Genomic DNA, 14,650 nt, shown 5'->3' with positions numbered 1-14,650 from the left:
TCACTCTAGATCCCGCAGCCGGAAGCGCTGCAGTTTCCCGGTGGCGGTGCGCGGCAGGGCGCCCAGGAAGACGAACGCGCGCGGGCATTTGTGCGGGGCGAGTTCCGACCGCATGAAGTCCTTCAGGCTCTCCGCCGACTGCTCGGCGCCCTCCCGCAGCACGGTGTACGCCACCACGATCTGGCCGCGCCGCTCGTCGGGCCGCCCGACCACCGCGGCCTCCAGCACGTCCGGGTGCCGTAGGAGCGCTTCCTCGACCTCGGGTCCGGCGATGTTGTAGCCGGCCGAAATGATCATGTCGTCGGCGCGGGCCACGTAGCGGAAGTAGCCGTCCGGCTCGCGGACGTAGGTGTCACCTGTGACATTCCACCCGTGCCGCACGTACTCGCGCTGGCGCGCGTCCGCCAGGTAGCGGCAGCCGACCGGCCCGCGCACCGCGAGCAGCCCCGGCTGACCGTCGGGCACCGGCCGGCCCGCCCCGTCGACCACGCGTGCTTCCCAGCCGGGCACCGGAAGGCCGGTCGTCCCGGGTCTGATCGCCTCGTCCGCCGCGGAGATGAAGATGTGCAGCAGTTCGGTCGCGCCGATGCCGTTGATGATGCGCAGCCCGGTGCGCTCGTGCCAGCTCTGCCAGGTGGCGGCGGGCAGGTTCTCTCCTGCCGACACGCAGCGCCGCAGGGCGCTGATGTCGTACTGCCCGTTGTGCCGGCCGTCGCGGTGGCCCGCGTGGTGGCCTGCCTGCTGTCCGTCGGACGGGGTGTCGTGCGGTGCGTGGGACGGGCCGAGATCGTCCAGCATCGCGCGGTACGCGGTCGGCGCGGTGAACAGTACCGAGACGCGGTGCTCGGCCAGTGCGGGCAGCAGCTGCCGGGGGCCGGCCTGTTCGAGCAGCAGCGCTGAAGCACCCACGCGCATCGGGAAGATCACCAGGCCGCCGAGCCCGAAGGTGAAGCCGAGCGGCGGGCTCCCCGCGAACACGTCGTCCGGCCCGGGGCGCAGCACCTCCCGGGAGAAGGTGTCGGCGACAGCCAGTACATCGCGGTGGAAGTGCATACAGCCCTTGGGGCGCCCTGTCGTCCCGGACGTGAAGGCGATCAGCGCGACATCGTCGGCCGACGTCTCCACCGCCGCGTACCGCTCGGGTTTGCCCGCCGCGAGGCGTAGCAGGTCGTCCGGCGCGTCTCCGCCGTACGCGGTGATGCGCAGCCCCGGCACTTCCGCCTTCGCCAGGTCGTCGACCGTTGCAATGTCACACAGCGCATGGCCGACCCGTGCGATCTCGCACATCGTCGCCAACTCGGCGGCGCGCTGTTGCGCCAACACGGTGACGGCCACGCCTCCCGCCTTCATCACCGCGAGCCAGCAGGCGGCGAGCCACGGAGTGGTGGGTCCGCGCAGGAGGACCCGGTTCCCCGGCACCACCCCCAGATCGGAGGTCAGCACATGCGCGATCCGGTCGACGTGGCCCTGCAGCTCTCCGTACGTCCAGACCAGGCCCGCGGCGGTCCGGAAGGCGGGCCGGTCCGTGCCGAACCGTTCGGCCGTGCGGTCCAGCAGCTCGGCCCCGCAGTTGAGCCGGTCGGGGTAGCGCAACCCGGGCAAGTCGAACGCGAGCTCGGGCCACTGGTCGACCGGCGGCAGATGGTCGCGCGGGAAAGTGTCCGTGTGCGCCGAAGGCTTGAGGTTCAAGGCGGATTCGCCCCCTTGCGACGGTCCGTTGTGTTTTCTGGGGGGAAGAATCCCCAGACCCCGTGGGCTGGGCCGGCCGTGCGGTCGCGGAACGAGCGTATCGTGATGGTGACGACAGTCAACAGTTCGCGATAAGAGAGGGGCGGGCGATGCCCGGATTCGCGCTGGAGCCGGAACAGCAGGAATGGTGTGCGGAGCTGCGCGCGCTGGCCGCCGAGCGACTGCATCCCCTCGCGGAGAAGGGTGAGCCCGGCCGCGTCAACCGCCCGCTGATCGCCGCCCTCGGCGAACTCGGCCTCCTCGAACGCCTCTTCACATCCGGGGCGCTCGACCTCTGCCTCATGCGCGAATCGCTCGCGTACGCGTGCACCGAGGCCGAGACCGCCCTCGCCCTTCAGGGTCTCGGCACGTACCCGATCGTGCAATCCGGCACGGCCGGACAGCGGGAGCGCTGGCTGCCCGAGGTGATGGCCGGCCGCGCCGTGGCCGCCTTCGCGCTCAGCGAGCCCGGCGCGGGGTCGGACGCCGCCGCCCTCACCCTGCACGCGGACCCGGCTCCCGGGGGAGGCGCGAACGGCGGCTGGCGGCTGTCCGGCGAGAAGTGCTGGATCTCCAACGCCCCCGAGGCCGACTTCTACACCGTCTTCGCCCGGACGACCGAGGGCGCCGGCGCCCGCGGAGTCACCGCCTTCCTCGTCCCGGCGGACCGTCCCGGACTGACCGGTGCCCCACTCGACATGCTCTCCCCGCATCCCATCGGCGCCCTCACCTTCGACGCCGTCCCGGTCACCCGGGCCGACGTACTCGGCGAGCCGGACCGCGGGTTCCGCGTCGCCATGAACACCCTGAACCTCTTCCGTCCGAGCGTCGGCGCGTTCGCCGTCGGCATGGCCCGGGCCGCACTGGACGCCACCCTCACTCATACCGCCGGCCGTACCGCGTTCGGCGGCCCGCTGAAGGCACTGCAGTCCGTTGCCCACCGCGTCGCCGAAATGGCCACCCGCACGGAGGCGGCCCGGCTCCTCGTATACGCGGCGGCCTGCGCGTACGACGGCGGAGCCCCCGATGTCGCACAGCGTTCCGCCATGGCGAAGCTCCTGGCCACGGAAACCGCGCAGTACGTCGTGGACGCCGCCGTCCAACTGCACGGCGCCCGCGCCCTCCAGCGTGGCCACCTCCTCGAACACCTCTATCGCGAGGTGCGCGCCCCTCGTATCTACGAAGGCGCCACCGAGGTCCAGCGCACCATCATCGCCAAGGAGTTGTACGCATGAGCCTGCAGCGCATCAACCCTGCCGAACTGTCCCCGCCGACCGGTTTCTCGCACGCCGTCACCGCCACCGGCAGCCGTCTGGTCTTCCTGGCCGGGCAGACGGCGCTCGACCGGGACGGCAAGGTGACGGGTGAGACGCTGCCCGCCCAGTTCGAGACCGCCCTCACCAATCTGCTGACCGCCCTGCGCGTGGCCGGTGGGACCCCGGCCGCTCTCGCCCGCGTCACCGTCTACGCGACCGACGTGGCAGCGTACCGGGCCCACGCCTCGGAACTCGGCGCCATCTGGCGGCGGTTGGCGGGCCGCGACTATCCGGCGATGGCGGTGATCGGGGCGGCCCGGCTCTGGGACGAGCAGGCGATGGTCGAGCTGGACGGCTTCGCGGTACTGCCCTGACCTGCCGCGGGACCCCCGGGGGAACGGACGTCCGGAGATAGGGACTGCATACGGGTTGTCAGTGCAATTTCACATTACTATGTTATGGGTCACATGGTGGGCACCCGGTCAACTCGCGCCGCGCGCCGGGGACTTCGCGCGCCATGCCATCGCATTCCGCACCGCTGCACACCCCCCTCCGCCTCCCTCAGGAGCAACCGGTGTCCCAGCCCAGATCCGTGCGTACATCCCTGATAGCCGGCATCACCGCGGCTACAATCCTCGCGACCGTCGCGCAGACCGTCCATGCCAACGAAGGCCCCGCCGACGAACCCGCCGGCCTCGCCGCCCGACCCGCAGCAGCAGTGGCCACCCCCCAGGCCGTCCCGGGGAGCGACCCCTTCGACGAGGTCGAACGCCTCGCAAGAGCGCCGAAGTTCACCCCCAGTCCGGCCCCCGCGCCCGGCCGTGGTGAGACCGCCCAGGGCCGCATCCCCGGCCCCCGGACCGCCCCCGCCCCCACGCCCTCCACCTCGCTGTCGGCTGCCGGTGTCCCCTGCACCCTCGACGCTGTCACCGGTCTCGGCACCGAGCGGTTCGCCGACTTCCTGGCTGATCCGGCCGTCACCGCCGACGGCTGTCTGCGCTCCCTCATATGGCAGTGGGACGCACGTCTCGTACCGGTCATGTCGGACGCCCACGTCCAGGCCGTGGCCCGCCGGGCATCCGCGCTCGCCCCGTCCCACGACGCAAGGAACGGCAGCCGGCTGTACGAGATGTTCACGTACCTGCACGCCGTCGCGTACCACGACTTCTCGCGGGACGAGATCGACCTGACCGACATCCCGACCGTCGAAACGATTCGGCGGGCCGTCCACGCCTTCGGAACGGCACCCCGCACCTTCAACGTCACCCGGTCGAACGCCGACACCCTGCGTGAAGCCCTCTACGCCGCCGGCGCCCCCGGCCTGCGCCACTCCCAGCTCGGGCTGATCAAAAAGGTGCTGGCCACCCTGGACCGGTACCACACCACCACCTACAAGGACGCCGCCTGGGGCGGCGCGGCCCTCGCCGCCCTCTCCGTCAACTACCTGGGGGTCTACCCGGGCAACAGGGACACCGCCTTCCACACGGTGGTCACGCAGAACGCCTCGTACCGCAACGCCTTCAAGTCCTTCGCCGGGTTCGTCCACCTCAAGGGCACCGCCAACGAGTGGGTCGTGCGAGACGCCCTCGGCGAGTACGGTCGCTTCGGCCAGATTCCAGCCCTCCACTCCGCGATCGTGCCCGACCTCGGTGCGCTGCTCGATCCGGCCGAGCGCAACTTCGGTACGGGCGGCAAGCCCTGGGCCGCGCTCGTCTCCTGGCTGAACCACTACGACGCCTGTGCCCCCCACCGCGTCTGCAGGGCGGACATCGAACGGCGGATCTTCCCGTACGCCCACACCTACGACAACGGAGCCATCAAGGTCCGCACCGGCCTCGACCGCGCCACCGTCGACCAGCTCTATTACGCGAGCAAGCAGGTCAAGGCGCAGTTCCACCGGATCGTCGGCACCGACCGGCCGCTGACGGGGGACACCAACGCAAGTCTGCACGTCGTGCTGTACGCGTCGCGGTCCGACTACGAGACCTACCACCCGATCCTCACCGGCATGGGCACGGACAACGGCGGTATCTACATCGAGCGGGGCGCGACCTTCTACACCTACCAGCGCCGGGTGCCGCAGGACTCGTCCCTGACGCTCGAGGAGCTGTTCCGGCACGAGTACGTGCACTACCTCAACGGCCGATTCGCCGTGCCCGGCTACTTCGGTGAAGGCCCGTGGTACGCCGGCGATCGCACCACCGCCATGGACGAGGGAACGGCGGAGTTCCTCGGCGGGGCGACCCGCGACGACGGCGTCGCCGTCCGGAAGTCGCTGGTCCGCAGCGTCATCACGGACACGGCAGGGGACCGCCCGCGGATGACGGTCGACCAGTTGCTGCACGCCACGTACGACGGGGACGGCTTCCGGTTCTATTCGTACGCGGGCACGTTCTTCGAGTTCCTGTGGCGTGAACGGCCCGCGCTCCTGCAGGGCATGTACGGACACCTGCGCGCCGACAACCCCGCGGCCTTCGACGCCTGGCGCGACCGGCTGGGCTCCGACCCGGCCCTGCAGCGGGGATACGACGCCTTTCTCGACGCGCAGATCGCCAAAGTGGACGAGCTGTTCGTGCCCCACACGACCTTCCGTCCGACGGCGACGCTGCGGCACGCGAGCGCCGACGAGATCCGGGCGGCCTTCGCCGCCTCCACGCAGAACACGCCGGACTGCCGCAACACCCCCGACCCCACGGGCAGGCCGCGCTTCATGTGCACCGGGCTGATCACCGCCACCCTCGCCGACGCAGCCAGCCCCGACCTCGTCTTCAAGGACGTGGCCGAGACCGTGGACTACTTCGTCCTGGAACGCAGCGAAGGCGGCGGCGACAACTTCGCCGACATGAACTGCTCTTTCGGTCCGGTCGACATTTGGACCAATGGCCGTGCGGGAACCGCCACTTACTCCTGCGACGGGCCGCTGAGAAGCTGAGACGGGACTGCGGTGTGTGGTCTTGGCCATGGCAGAGCAATGTGACATATTACTGTCGTGACCACGAGACACTCCCCGGACGTCGTCGTCATCGGTGCCGGTGTCGTCGGAGCGGCTTGCGCCTACTACGCAAGCCGCTCCGGACTCGCCGTTGCCGTCGTCGACCGAGGTCCCGTCGCAGCGGGCACCACCGGCGCCGGGGAGGGCAATGTGCTCGTCTCCGACAAGGAGCCGGGCCCCGAGCTCGACCTCGCGCTGCTGTCCATCGGACTCTGGCGCGAGCTCGCGCAGGTCCTCCCACCGGAGGCCGAACACGAGGCCAAAGGCGGTCTCGTCGTGGCACCCGACGAGACCGCCTTCGCTGCCCTGCGCATGTTCGCCGAGGGCCAGCGCGGCGCGGGCGTCGAGGCGTACGAAGTCCCCGCCGACCGGTTGCACCAACTCGAACCCCACCTGGCACCCGGCTTGGCCGGCGGCTGCCACTACCCCCAGGACGCACAGGTCCAGCCTGCCCAGGCAACTGCCCAACTGCTCCGCGCGGCCCGCCGAGCCGGCGCCGACATCCGCCTCGGCGATGAGGTCAAGGCGGTGCTCACCGGCCCCCACGGCGACATCCGCGGCGTACGCACCGCACGCGGTGAACTCCTCGCCCCTGCCGTCGTCAACGCCACCGGCACCTGGGCCGGCGCCCTCGCGCGACTCGCCGGTACCGAACTGCCCGTCCTGCCGCGCCGCGGTTTCGTGCTCGTCACCGAACCCCTGCCGCGCGTCGTACGCCACAAGGTGTACGCCGCCGACTACATCGCCGACGTCGCAAGCGGCTCCGCCGCTCTCCAGTCCTCGGCGGTGGTCGAGGGCACCCCCGCGGGCCCGGTGCTGATCGGCGCCACCCGCGAGCGCGTCGGCTTCGACCGGACCCTGTCCACCGAGGCCCTGCACCGCCTCGCCGCCCAGGCCGCCGCGCTCTTCCCGGTCCTCGCCGACGTACGGGTGATGCGCGTCTACCACGGGTTCCGGCCCTATCTGCCCGACCATCTCCCCGCGATCGGCCCCGACCCGCACGTGCCGGGGCTCTTCCACGCCTGCGGGCACGAGGGCGCCGGAATCGGGCTCGCCCCGGCCACCGGGCTGCTGATCACCGCCGCGCTGCGGGAGGAGAGGTTTGCGGCCCTGGACCCGGCCCCGTTCAGCCCCGCGCGTTTCCAGCAGGCAGGAGACCCACAGTGACGAGCACCCCCGCCGCACTCGTACGGGCAGAGCCCGGGCCGCCGTACGAGATCTCGTTCGACGGACGCCCCCTCACCGCGCTGCCCGGCCAGAGCGTCGCCGCCGCGCTCTGGGCCGCCGGCATCCTCGCCTGGCGGACCACCCGCAAGGGCGGCGCGCCGCGCGGTGCCTTCTGCGGGATCGGCTCCTGCTTCGACTGCCTGGTCACCGTCAACGGCCGGCCCGGCCGACGCGCCTGCCTCGTCCAGGCCCGACCCGGGGACGAAGTGTCCAGCCAGGAGGGTACGGGCCATGGCCACCTCGCCGTCTGAACCCGCCCAGCTCGCCGTCGTCGGAGCCGGACCCGCGGGGCTCACGGCGGCCGTCACCGCGGCCGACCTCGGGCTGCGCGTCGTCCTGATCGATGCCGGAGAGCGCCCCGGCGGCCAGTACTACCGCCACCCCGCCCCCGGCCTCGGCGCCGCCCGGCCACAGGCTCTGCACCACGGGTGGCGGGAGTTCGCCGAACGTGCCCGACGCCTCGCCCGGCACCGTGCGACGGGCCAGGTCACACACCTCCCCTCGCACCATGTGTGGACCGTGGTCCGCGGAGCGACCGCATGGCACCTGCACGCCGTCGCCGGCCCCGACGAGACCCCCGCCTCCGTACGGGCATCCGCCGTACTGCTCGCCACCGGCGCGTACGAGCGCCAACTGCCCATCCCCGGCTGGACCCTGCCCGGTGTGGTGGGCGCGGGTGGCGCCCAGGCCATGCTCAAGTCCGGTCTGGTGCTGCCCGGGAAGCGGATCGTGGTGGCCGGCAGCGGGCCGCTGCTGCTCGCCGTCGCGGGGACGCTGGCCGCCGCGGGCGCGCGGGTGCCCGCCGTGGTCGAGGCCGCCGACTACACGGGCTACGCCCGGGACGCCCCCGCGCTCGTACGCAACCCCGGCAAGTTCGCCGAGGGCGTGGTGCACGGCGCAGGCCTGCTGCGGCACTCCGTACGGCTGCTCACCCGGCACGCGGTCACCGCCGCGCACGGCACCGACCGTGTGGAGGCCGTCACCGTCTCCCGCCTCGACGGCGACTGGCGGGCCCTCCCCGGCACCGGCCTGCGCATTCCGTGCGACGCGCTGGCCGTCGGGCACGGCCTCGTACCGCAGCTGGAACTGGCCACCGCCCTGGGGTGTGCCACCCGTCGCACCCCCGACGCCGGCCTCGCTTTGGAACTGGACGCCGACCAGCGAACCTCCGTACCCGGCGTCTGGGCGGCGGGGGAGACCGGAGGCGTCGGCGGCGCGGCGCTCGCCCTCGCCGAGGGGGAGATCGCCGCCGCCTCCGTGGCGTACGAGCTGCTCGGCATCGCGCGTTCCCGGCGTACGGCGGCTCTCGCACGGCGCCGGACGCGGCTGCGTGCCTTCGCCGACGCGATGGCAGCCGCGCACCGGCCCGGTCCCGGTTGGACCGACTGGCTGGACGACACCACGGAGGTGTGCCGCTGCGAGGAGGTCCCGGCCGGAAGGATCCGGGAGGCGGTGGCGGACCTCGGGGCTCGGGACGCCCGGAGTGTCAAGCTGCTGACGCGCGCCGGCATGGGGTGGTGCCAGGGCCGGATGTGCGGCCCGGCCGTGGCGCGGCTGGCGGGGACGGAGCCGTCCCAGGACCTGCGGCCGCTCTCCTGCCCGGTGCCGTTGAAGCACCTCGCCGCACTGCCCACTGACGACTGATCAGCGCAAGGGGCTCTTGTGGGCTCCTTGCGGCGCTTCGTAAAATGTCACATCTCACATCAGGGAGTCATTGCAATGACCAGTGAGTCCAGCGACGCGCAGCGCCGTCCCCGCGTCCGTCCATGGCACGGGATCATGGTCGCCACCGCCCTGCCCCTGCGGGACGACCTCTCCATCGACTACGACGCCTACGGCGAACACGTCGCCTGGCTCATCGCGTCCGGTTGCGACGGCGTCGTGCCCAACGGTTCCCTGGGCGAATACCAGACCCTCACCGACGACGAACGCGCCCGAGTGGTCCGTGCCGCGGTCGACGCGGCGGGGGACGGCGCCCGCGTCATGCCCGGCGTCTCGGCCTACGGCAGCGCCGAGTCCCGCCGGTGGGCGGAGCAGGCCGCCGAAGCGGGCGCCGGATCGGTTCTGCTGCTTCCCCCCAGCGCCTACCGCGCCCAGGACAGCGCTGTTCGCGCGCACTACGCCGAGGTGGCGAGGGCCGGCCTGCCCGTCGTCGCGTACAACAACCCCTACGACACCAAGGTCGATCTGACTCCCGCCCTCCTGGCGCAGCTCCACCGGGACGGCAGCATCGTCGCGGTCAAGGAGTTCAGCGGCGACGTCCGCCGCGCCTACGAGATCGCGGAAGTGTCGCCCGAACTGGACCTGTTGATCGGCGCCGACGACGTCCTGCTCGAACTCGCCCTCGCGGGCGCGGTCGGATGGATCGCCGGGTACCCCAACGCCCTTCCCGCCGCGAGCGTCGCCCTCTACGGCGCCGCCACGGCCGGCGATCTGACCACGGCTCTGCCGCTCTACAAGTCCCTGCACCCGCTGCTGCGCTGGGACTCCAAGGTGGAGTTCGTGCAGGCGATCAAGCTGTCCATGGACCTGGTGGGCCGTCCCGGCGGTCCGGTCCGGCCGCCGCGCCTCGCACTCGCCGGGGAGGCGGAGGCAGCCGTGCGCGCCGCTACCGAGAAGGCGCTCGCCGAAGGCCTGCAGTAGCAAGCAGCCGCCAGAAAGGGGACCCATGCGCACGCGCCACGTCTACCATGCGGTGGACTCGCACACCGAGGGCATGCCCACCCGCGTGATCACCGGCGGTGTCGGTGTCATCCCGGGCGCCACGATGGCCGAGCGCCGGCAGTACTTCGCCGAACACCTCGACCACGTACGCACCCTGCTGATGTACGAGCCGCGCGGACACTCCGCCATGAGCGGCGCCATCCTGCAGCCGCCCACCCGGCCGGACGCCGACTACGGCGTGCTCTACATCGAGGTGTCCGGGCTGCTGCCGATGTGCGGACACGGGACCATCGGCGTCGCCACCGTCCTCGTCGAGACCGGCATGGTGACCGTGTCCGAACCGGTCACCACGGTACGCCTCGACACGCCCGCCGGACTGGTCGTAGCGGACGTACAGGTCGAGGACGGGGCGGCGCAGGCCGTCACGCTCACCAACGTGCCGTCGTTCTGCGTCGCGCTCGACCACAAGGTGGATGTCCCCGGACACGGCACGGTCACGTATGACATTGCATACGGCGGAAACTTCTACGCCTTCGTTTCACTGGACGCCCTCGGCCTGCCCTTCGACCGCGCCCGCAAGGACGACCTCCTCGCCGCCGGCCTCGCCGTGATGGACGCCATCAACGCCACCGACCGCCCCACCCATCCCGAGAACCCGCGGATCACCGGCGTCAAGCATGTCTGTCTCACCGCCCCCGGCTCGGACGCCGTACGCTCCCGGCATGCCATGGCCATCCATCCGGGCTGGTTCGACCGCTCGCCCTGCGGAACAGGGACGAGCGCCCGGATGGCGCAGCTGCACGCCCGCGGTGAACTGCCCCTCGGCCAGGACTTCGTCAACGAGTCCTTCATCGGCACCGAGTTCACAGGACGGCTCATCGCCGAGGCGAGCGTCGGAGGGCTGCCCGCCGTCGTCCCGACTGTCACCGGCCGCGCCTGGATCACTGGCACGGCCCAGTACTTCCTGGACCCCTCCGATCCGTTCCCCGCAGGCTTCCTCCTGTGAGTGAGCACGGAGTGGTCCTCTTGGACGCGGACGCCGTCGCGCGCCTGCTGGGCCCGGTCGCGGCGGCCGACGCAGTGGCTGCCGCGCTCCGGGCCGGAGTCGACCCGGAGGCCTGCCCTCCGCGCGTCAACGTCATCGTGCCGGCGGGGCAGTTGTTGCTGATGCCCGCGGCGGCCGGAACGTACGCCGGAGTGAAGGTGGCCGGTGTCGCCCCGGCCAACCCGGGGCGCGGCCTGCCCCGGATCACGGGGAGCTACCTCCTGCTCGACGGCCGGACGCTGCTGCCCCTCGCGCTGTTGGACGGGGCGGCACTCACTGCCCTGCGCACCCCGGCCGTCTCCGCGGTGGCGATCCGGCACCTGGCCGAGCCGGACGCCGCGCACCTGCTCCTCTTCGGGGCGGGTCCGCAGGCGTACGGACATCTGGACGCGGCCCGCGCCGAGCGGCCGTTGGCCACGGTGACGGTCGTCGGCCGCAGCCACGAACCGGCCAACGCGCTGGTCGTGTACGCCTGCGGGCTCGGCCTTGACGCGCGTACCGGTACACCTGCCGACGTCTCCGGCGCAGATCTCGTCATCTGCTGCACCACCGCGCGCGAGCCGCTTTTCGACGGGCGGCTGGCCCCGGACCACGCCACTGTCGTCGCCGTCGGCTCGCACGAACCGGACGCCCGGGAGACCGACTCCCTGTTGGTACGCCGCTCGGCGGTGTTCGTGGAATCCCGCGCCGCTGCCCTGCGCGAGGCCGGGGATCTGCTGATCCCGCAGGCGGAGGGGGCCATCGGCCCCGACCATGTGACGGGCACGCTGGCCGATCTCGTCAACGGCCGGGTCGCCCCCTCACCCGGACGTCCCCGCCTGTTCAAGAGTGTGGGCATGGCCTGGGAGGATCTGGCGGTCGCGGCTGCCGTCCATCGCACCATCACACCCGACGGCGAAACGTGACATTGTACGCTGGCACCTCGCGGATTACGGAGGAAATGCCATGGGCGACCTGACACAGCGCAGCCTGATCACCGCCCAGGAGCGCCTGCGTGACCAGGTCGCCCACGCTCTGCGCGCGGCGCTCATCGCCGGTGAACTCCGCCCCGGCAATGTCTACTCCGCACCGGGCCTCGCCGCCGATTTCGGCGTCTCCGCCACCCCGGTACGCGAGGCGATGCTGGATCTCGCCCGCGAAGGCCTTGTCGAACCCGTACGCAACAAGGGCTTCCGGATCACCGAGGTCAGCGAGCGCGACCTCGACCAGTACACCGAACTCCGGGCCATGATCGAGGTCCCGACGGTCGGCCGGGTGACTCAGCTCGCGAGTCCCGAGCAGCTGGAACAACTGCGGTCCGTCGCCGAGGAGATCGTGGTGAACGCGCGCGAGCACAACCTCATCGGCTATCTCGATGCCGACCGCCGCTTCCACCTCACCCTGCTGGGGCTGGCCGGGAACGACCGGCTCGTCGAAACCGTCGGCGATCTGCGCAAGCGTTCCCGGCTGTACGGCCTCACCGGCCTCGCCGAGCGAGGACTGCTGGTCTCCTCCGCCGAGGAACACCACGAGTTGCTCGACCTGATGCTGGCCGGTGACGAAACGGGCGCGGAAGAATGCATGGCCCGCCACCTGGGCCATGTCCGCTCACTGTGGGCGCAGGGCCGTGACGAACCGGTGGAGCCGCGCCCCAAGCGGCGCCTCGGCGCCCGTTAAAAACCTGCGTCCGCTGCGCCGCCTGCCGGTCGGTATCGGTGCAACACCAAACGCCCCATGCCGGACGAGATCGTCGACGGCTGGCTGCGGCCGCTGCTCACCGACAAGGCGATCCGTGCCGACTTCCGCCGCTACAACCTGGGCGTACGCAGCACGGAAGTCCTGGAAGCCGCCGAGGGGATGCGTACGTTCGACCGCCCGGCGCTGGTCGTCCGGGCCGCCGAGGACCGGATGATGCCCCGTGCCCACGGCCGCCACCTGGCTGAACTCCTTCCGCAGGGCAGGCTGCTGGAGATCGAGGACAGCTGCACGCTGATCCCGGAGGACCAGCCGGAGCGGCTGTCCGCGGCCCTGCGCGCGTTCATCGGCGAGACGGCCCCCGAGCCGTCCCGGGGCCAGGCTTGATCGACTGGTGGCACGCCCGGCCCGGGCTTACGGTCGGATAGTGGACGGAACCGTCTACTGACCCACTCGTGTGGGCACGATTCGTCATGGCCACCTCCCAGCCGACTCCGACTTCCCGGACCGCCGCCCCGGAAAAGGGCGACGGGAGCGGTATTGCCCTTCTCGTCATCGCCTCGTGCCAGCTGATGGTGGTCCTCGACGTCACCATCGTGAACATCGCGCTGCCGCACATACAGAGCTCGCTGCACTTCTCCACCACGAGCCTGGCCTGGGTGGTCAGCGCCTACACGCTCACGTTCGGCGGCCTGCTCCTCCTCGGCGGACGCGCCGGTGACATCCTGGGCCGCCGCCGGGTCTTCATCTCCGGTGTCGTGGTCTTCGTTCTTGCGTCGCTGCTGGGCGGCCTGGCGCAGAGCTCCGGCGAACTCCTCGCCGCCCGCGCCCTCCAGGGCGTCGGCGGTGCCATCGCCTCGCCGACCGCACTCGCCCTGATCACCACGACCTTCACCGAAGGGCCGGCACGCAACCGCGCGTTCGGCGTCTTCGCCGCGGTCTCGGCCGGCGGCGGCGCGATCGGCCTGCTGGCGGGCGGCATGCTCGTCGAATGGCTCGACTGGCGCTGGGTCTTCTTCGTCAACGTGCCCATCGGGCTTCTCATCGTCTTCGCCACGCCCCGCTGGATCAGAGAGTCCGAACGCCATCCCGGCCGGTTCGACTTTGCCGGGGCGCTGACCTCCACCCTCGGTATGGTCCTGCTGGTCTACGGCTTCATCCGCGCCGCCCAGGAAGGCTGGCGGGACCGCCTCACCCTCGGGTCGTTCGCCGCGGCGATCGTGCTGCTCGCGGTCTTCCTCCTGGTCGAGAGGCGGTCGAGACAACCGATCACCCCGCTGAAGATGTTCGCCGACCGCAACCGGGCGGGCACGTACGGGATCATGCTGAGCCTTGCCGCCGCGATCTTCGGCATGTTCTTCTTCCTGACGCTTTTCGTGCAGAAGGTGCTGGACTTCAGCCCCCTCGAGGCCGGCCTCGCCTTCCTGCCCGTCAGCGCAGTCATAGCCGTCGGCGCCGGTCTGGCGTCGCGACTCCTGCCGAGATACGGCCCGAAGCCGTTCATGGTGACCGGCGCGATCCTGGCCGCGGCGGGCCTGAGCTGGCTGACCCTGACCGACATCCACTCCACGTATCTGGGCAGCGTCCTCGGGCCGATGCTCCTCTTCAGCCTGGGCATGGGCATGCAATTCGTATCGCTGACTCTGATGGCCGTCTCCGGCGTACCGGCCCACGAATCCGGCGCAGCCTCCGGACTGCTCAACGCCACTCAGCAGGTGGGCGGTTCCCTGGGGTTGTCCATCCTGGTCACGGTGTTCGGCACCGCAAGCCACAACGAGGCGGAGGAACAGGTGCCGCTCTTCCTGGCCCAGGCCACGCCGGAGGAGCGCCTGAGCTTCGAGCGCACTGGGCAGCTCCCCGGTCAATGGGGAGACCAGGTTCTCACCTCCGGGGTTTCGGCGGCCTTCATCGTGGCGGCCGTCTTCACCGTGATCGCCGCCGTGATCGCACTCCTGGCGTGGCCGGTGCGCCCCGCCGGCCCGGGACGCCCCCCGGGGGGGGGGCTGCGGGGGTCCGTAAGTTCTTGGGGGAGAAAGACCGGGGGGCTCGGTATTTGACACGACG

13 protein-coding genes are annotated in these 14,650 nt (G+C 71.4%); 12 read left to right on the top strand and 1 reads right to left on the bottom strand.

What is annotated here, in order from left to right; translation table 11 throughout:
* A complete protein-coding gene (locus AB0M62_RS13110; RefSeq protein ID WP_366074252.1) occupies positions 1-1,689 on the bottom strand; it encodes an AMP-binding protein in 1,689 nt (562 codons plus the stop codon).
* 149 nt (positions 1,690-1,838) lie between these two features.
* Between AB0M62_RS13110 and AB0M62_RS13105 the strand changes: the two genes are divergently transcribed.
* From AB0M62_RS13105 to AB0M62_RS13050, 12 genes are all read left to right on the top strand, one after another.
* Positions 1,839-2,963, top strand: coding sequence for an acyl-CoA dehydrogenase family protein (locus AB0M62_RS13105; RefSeq protein WP_366074251.1), 1,125 nt, complete (start codon positions 1,839-1,841; stop codon positions 2,961-2,963).
* Positions 2,960-3,358 (top strand): RidA family protein, encoded by a 399-nt coding sequence (locus tag AB0M62_RS13100; protein WP_366074250.1) that lies wholly within the window; start codon positions 2,960-2,962, stop codon positions 3,356-3,358. Before AB0M62_RS13105 ends, AB0M62_RS13100 begins: the two co-directional genes overlap by 4 nt.
* A 200-nt stretch (positions 3,359-3,558) precedes the next feature.
* Entirely contained in the window at positions 3,559-5,916 is a 2,358-nt protein-coding gene (locus AB0M62_RS13095) for a collagenase (protein WP_366074249.1), read from the top strand.
* A gap of 57 nt (positions 5,917-5,973) precedes the next feature.
* Positions 5,974-7,143 (top strand): FAD-dependent oxidoreductase, encoded by a 1,170-nt coding sequence (locus AB0M62_RS13090; RefSeq protein WP_366074248.1) that lies wholly within the window; start codon positions 5,974-5,976, stop codon positions 7,141-7,143.
* The gene (locus AB0M62_RS13085; RefSeq protein WP_366074247.1) at positions 7,140-7,454 is read left to right on the top strand and encodes a (2Fe-2S)-binding protein; all 315 of its coding nucleotides are present in this window, start codon (positions 7,140-7,142) and stop codon (positions 7,452-7,454) included. The genes AB0M62_RS13090 and AB0M62_RS13085 overlap by 4 nt, the downstream gene beginning before the upstream one ends.
* Positions 7,435-8,847: an FAD-dependent oxidoreductase gene (locus tag AB0M62_RS13080; protein WP_366074246.1), complete on the top strand. Its 1,413-nt coding sequence runs from the start codon at positions 7,435-7,437 to the stop codon at positions 8,845-8,847. The genes AB0M62_RS13085 and AB0M62_RS13080 overlap by 20 nt, the downstream gene beginning before the upstream one ends.
* A 75-nt stretch (positions 8,848-8,922) precedes the next feature.
* Entirely contained in the window at positions 8,923-9,846 is a 924-nt protein-coding gene (locus tag AB0M62_RS13075; protein ID WP_366074245.1) for a dihydrodipicolinate synthase family protein, read from the top strand.
* Between the two features lie 25 nt (positions 9,847-9,871).
* Positions 9,872-10,873, top strand: a complete 1,002-nt coding sequence (locus tag AB0M62_RS13070; RefSeq protein WP_366074244.1) for a proline racemase family protein — start codon at positions 9,872-9,874, stop codon at positions 10,871-10,873.
* A complete protein-coding gene (locus AB0M62_RS13065) occupies positions 10,870-11,817 on the top strand; it encodes an ornithine cyclodeaminase family protein (protein ID WP_366074243.1) in 948 nt (315 codons plus the stop codon). Before AB0M62_RS13070 ends, AB0M62_RS13065 begins: the two co-directional genes overlap by 4 nt.
* Positions 11,818-11,857: 40 nt before the next feature.
* On the top strand, positions 11,858-12,568 hold the full coding sequence (locus tag AB0M62_RS13060; protein ID WP_366074242.1) for a GntR family transcriptional regulator: 711 nt from the start codon (positions 11,858-11,860) through the stop codon (positions 12,566-12,568).
* Positions 12,569-12,625: 57 nt separating this feature from the next.
* Entirely contained in the window at positions 12,626-12,973 is a 348-nt protein-coding gene (locus AB0M62_RS13055) for a hypothetical protein (protein WP_366074241.1), read from the top strand.
* Between the two features lie 86 nt (positions 12,974-13,059).
* A complete protein-coding gene (locus tag AB0M62_RS13050; protein ID WP_366074240.1) occupies positions 13,060-14,643 on the top strand; it encodes an MFS transporter in 1,584 nt (527 codons plus the stop codon).
* The last annotated feature ends 7 nt before the right edge of the window (positions 14,644-14,650 follow it).

This window comes from Streptomyces sp. NPDC051219, from assembly GCF_040682335.1.
Classification (GTDB): domain Bacteria; phylum Actinomycetota; class Actinomycetes; order Streptomycetales; family Streptomycetaceae; genus Streptomyces.
This window is presented reverse-complemented; position numbering and strand designations above follow the sequence as displayed.

Coding starts and splice junctions, on each gene's coding strand:
- AB0M62_RS13105 (WP_366074251.1), top strand. CDS start 1,839: ATGCCCGGATTCGCGCTGGAGCCGGAACAGCAGGAATGGTGTGCGGAG.
- AB0M62_RS13100 (WP_366074250.1), top strand. CDS start 2,960: ATGAGCCTGCAGCGCATCAACCCTGCCGAACTGTCCCCGCCGACCGGT.
- AB0M62_RS13080 (WP_366074246.1), top strand. CDS start 7,435: ATGGCCACCTCGCCGTCTGAACCCGCCCAGCTCGCCGTCGTCGGAGCC.
- AB0M62_RS13075 (WP_366074245.1), top strand. CDS start 8,923: ATGACCAGTGAGTCCAGCGACGCGCAGCGCCGTCCCCGCGTCCGTCCA.
- AB0M62_RS13070 (WP_366074244.1), top strand. CDS start 9,872: ATGCGCACGCGCCACGTCTACCATGCGGTGGACTCGCACACCGAGGGC.
- AB0M62_RS13060 (WP_366074242.1), top strand. CDS start 11,858: ATGGGCGACCTGACACAGCGCAGCCTGATCACCGCCCAGGAGCGCCTG.
- AB0M62_RS13055 (WP_366074241.1), top strand. CDS start 12,626: ATGCCGGACGAGATCGTCGACGGCTGGCTGCGGCCGCTGCTCACCGAC.
- AB0M62_RS13050 (WP_366074240.1), top strand. CDS start 13,060: ATGGCCACCTCCCAGCCGACTCCGACTTCCCGGACCGCCGCCCCGGAA.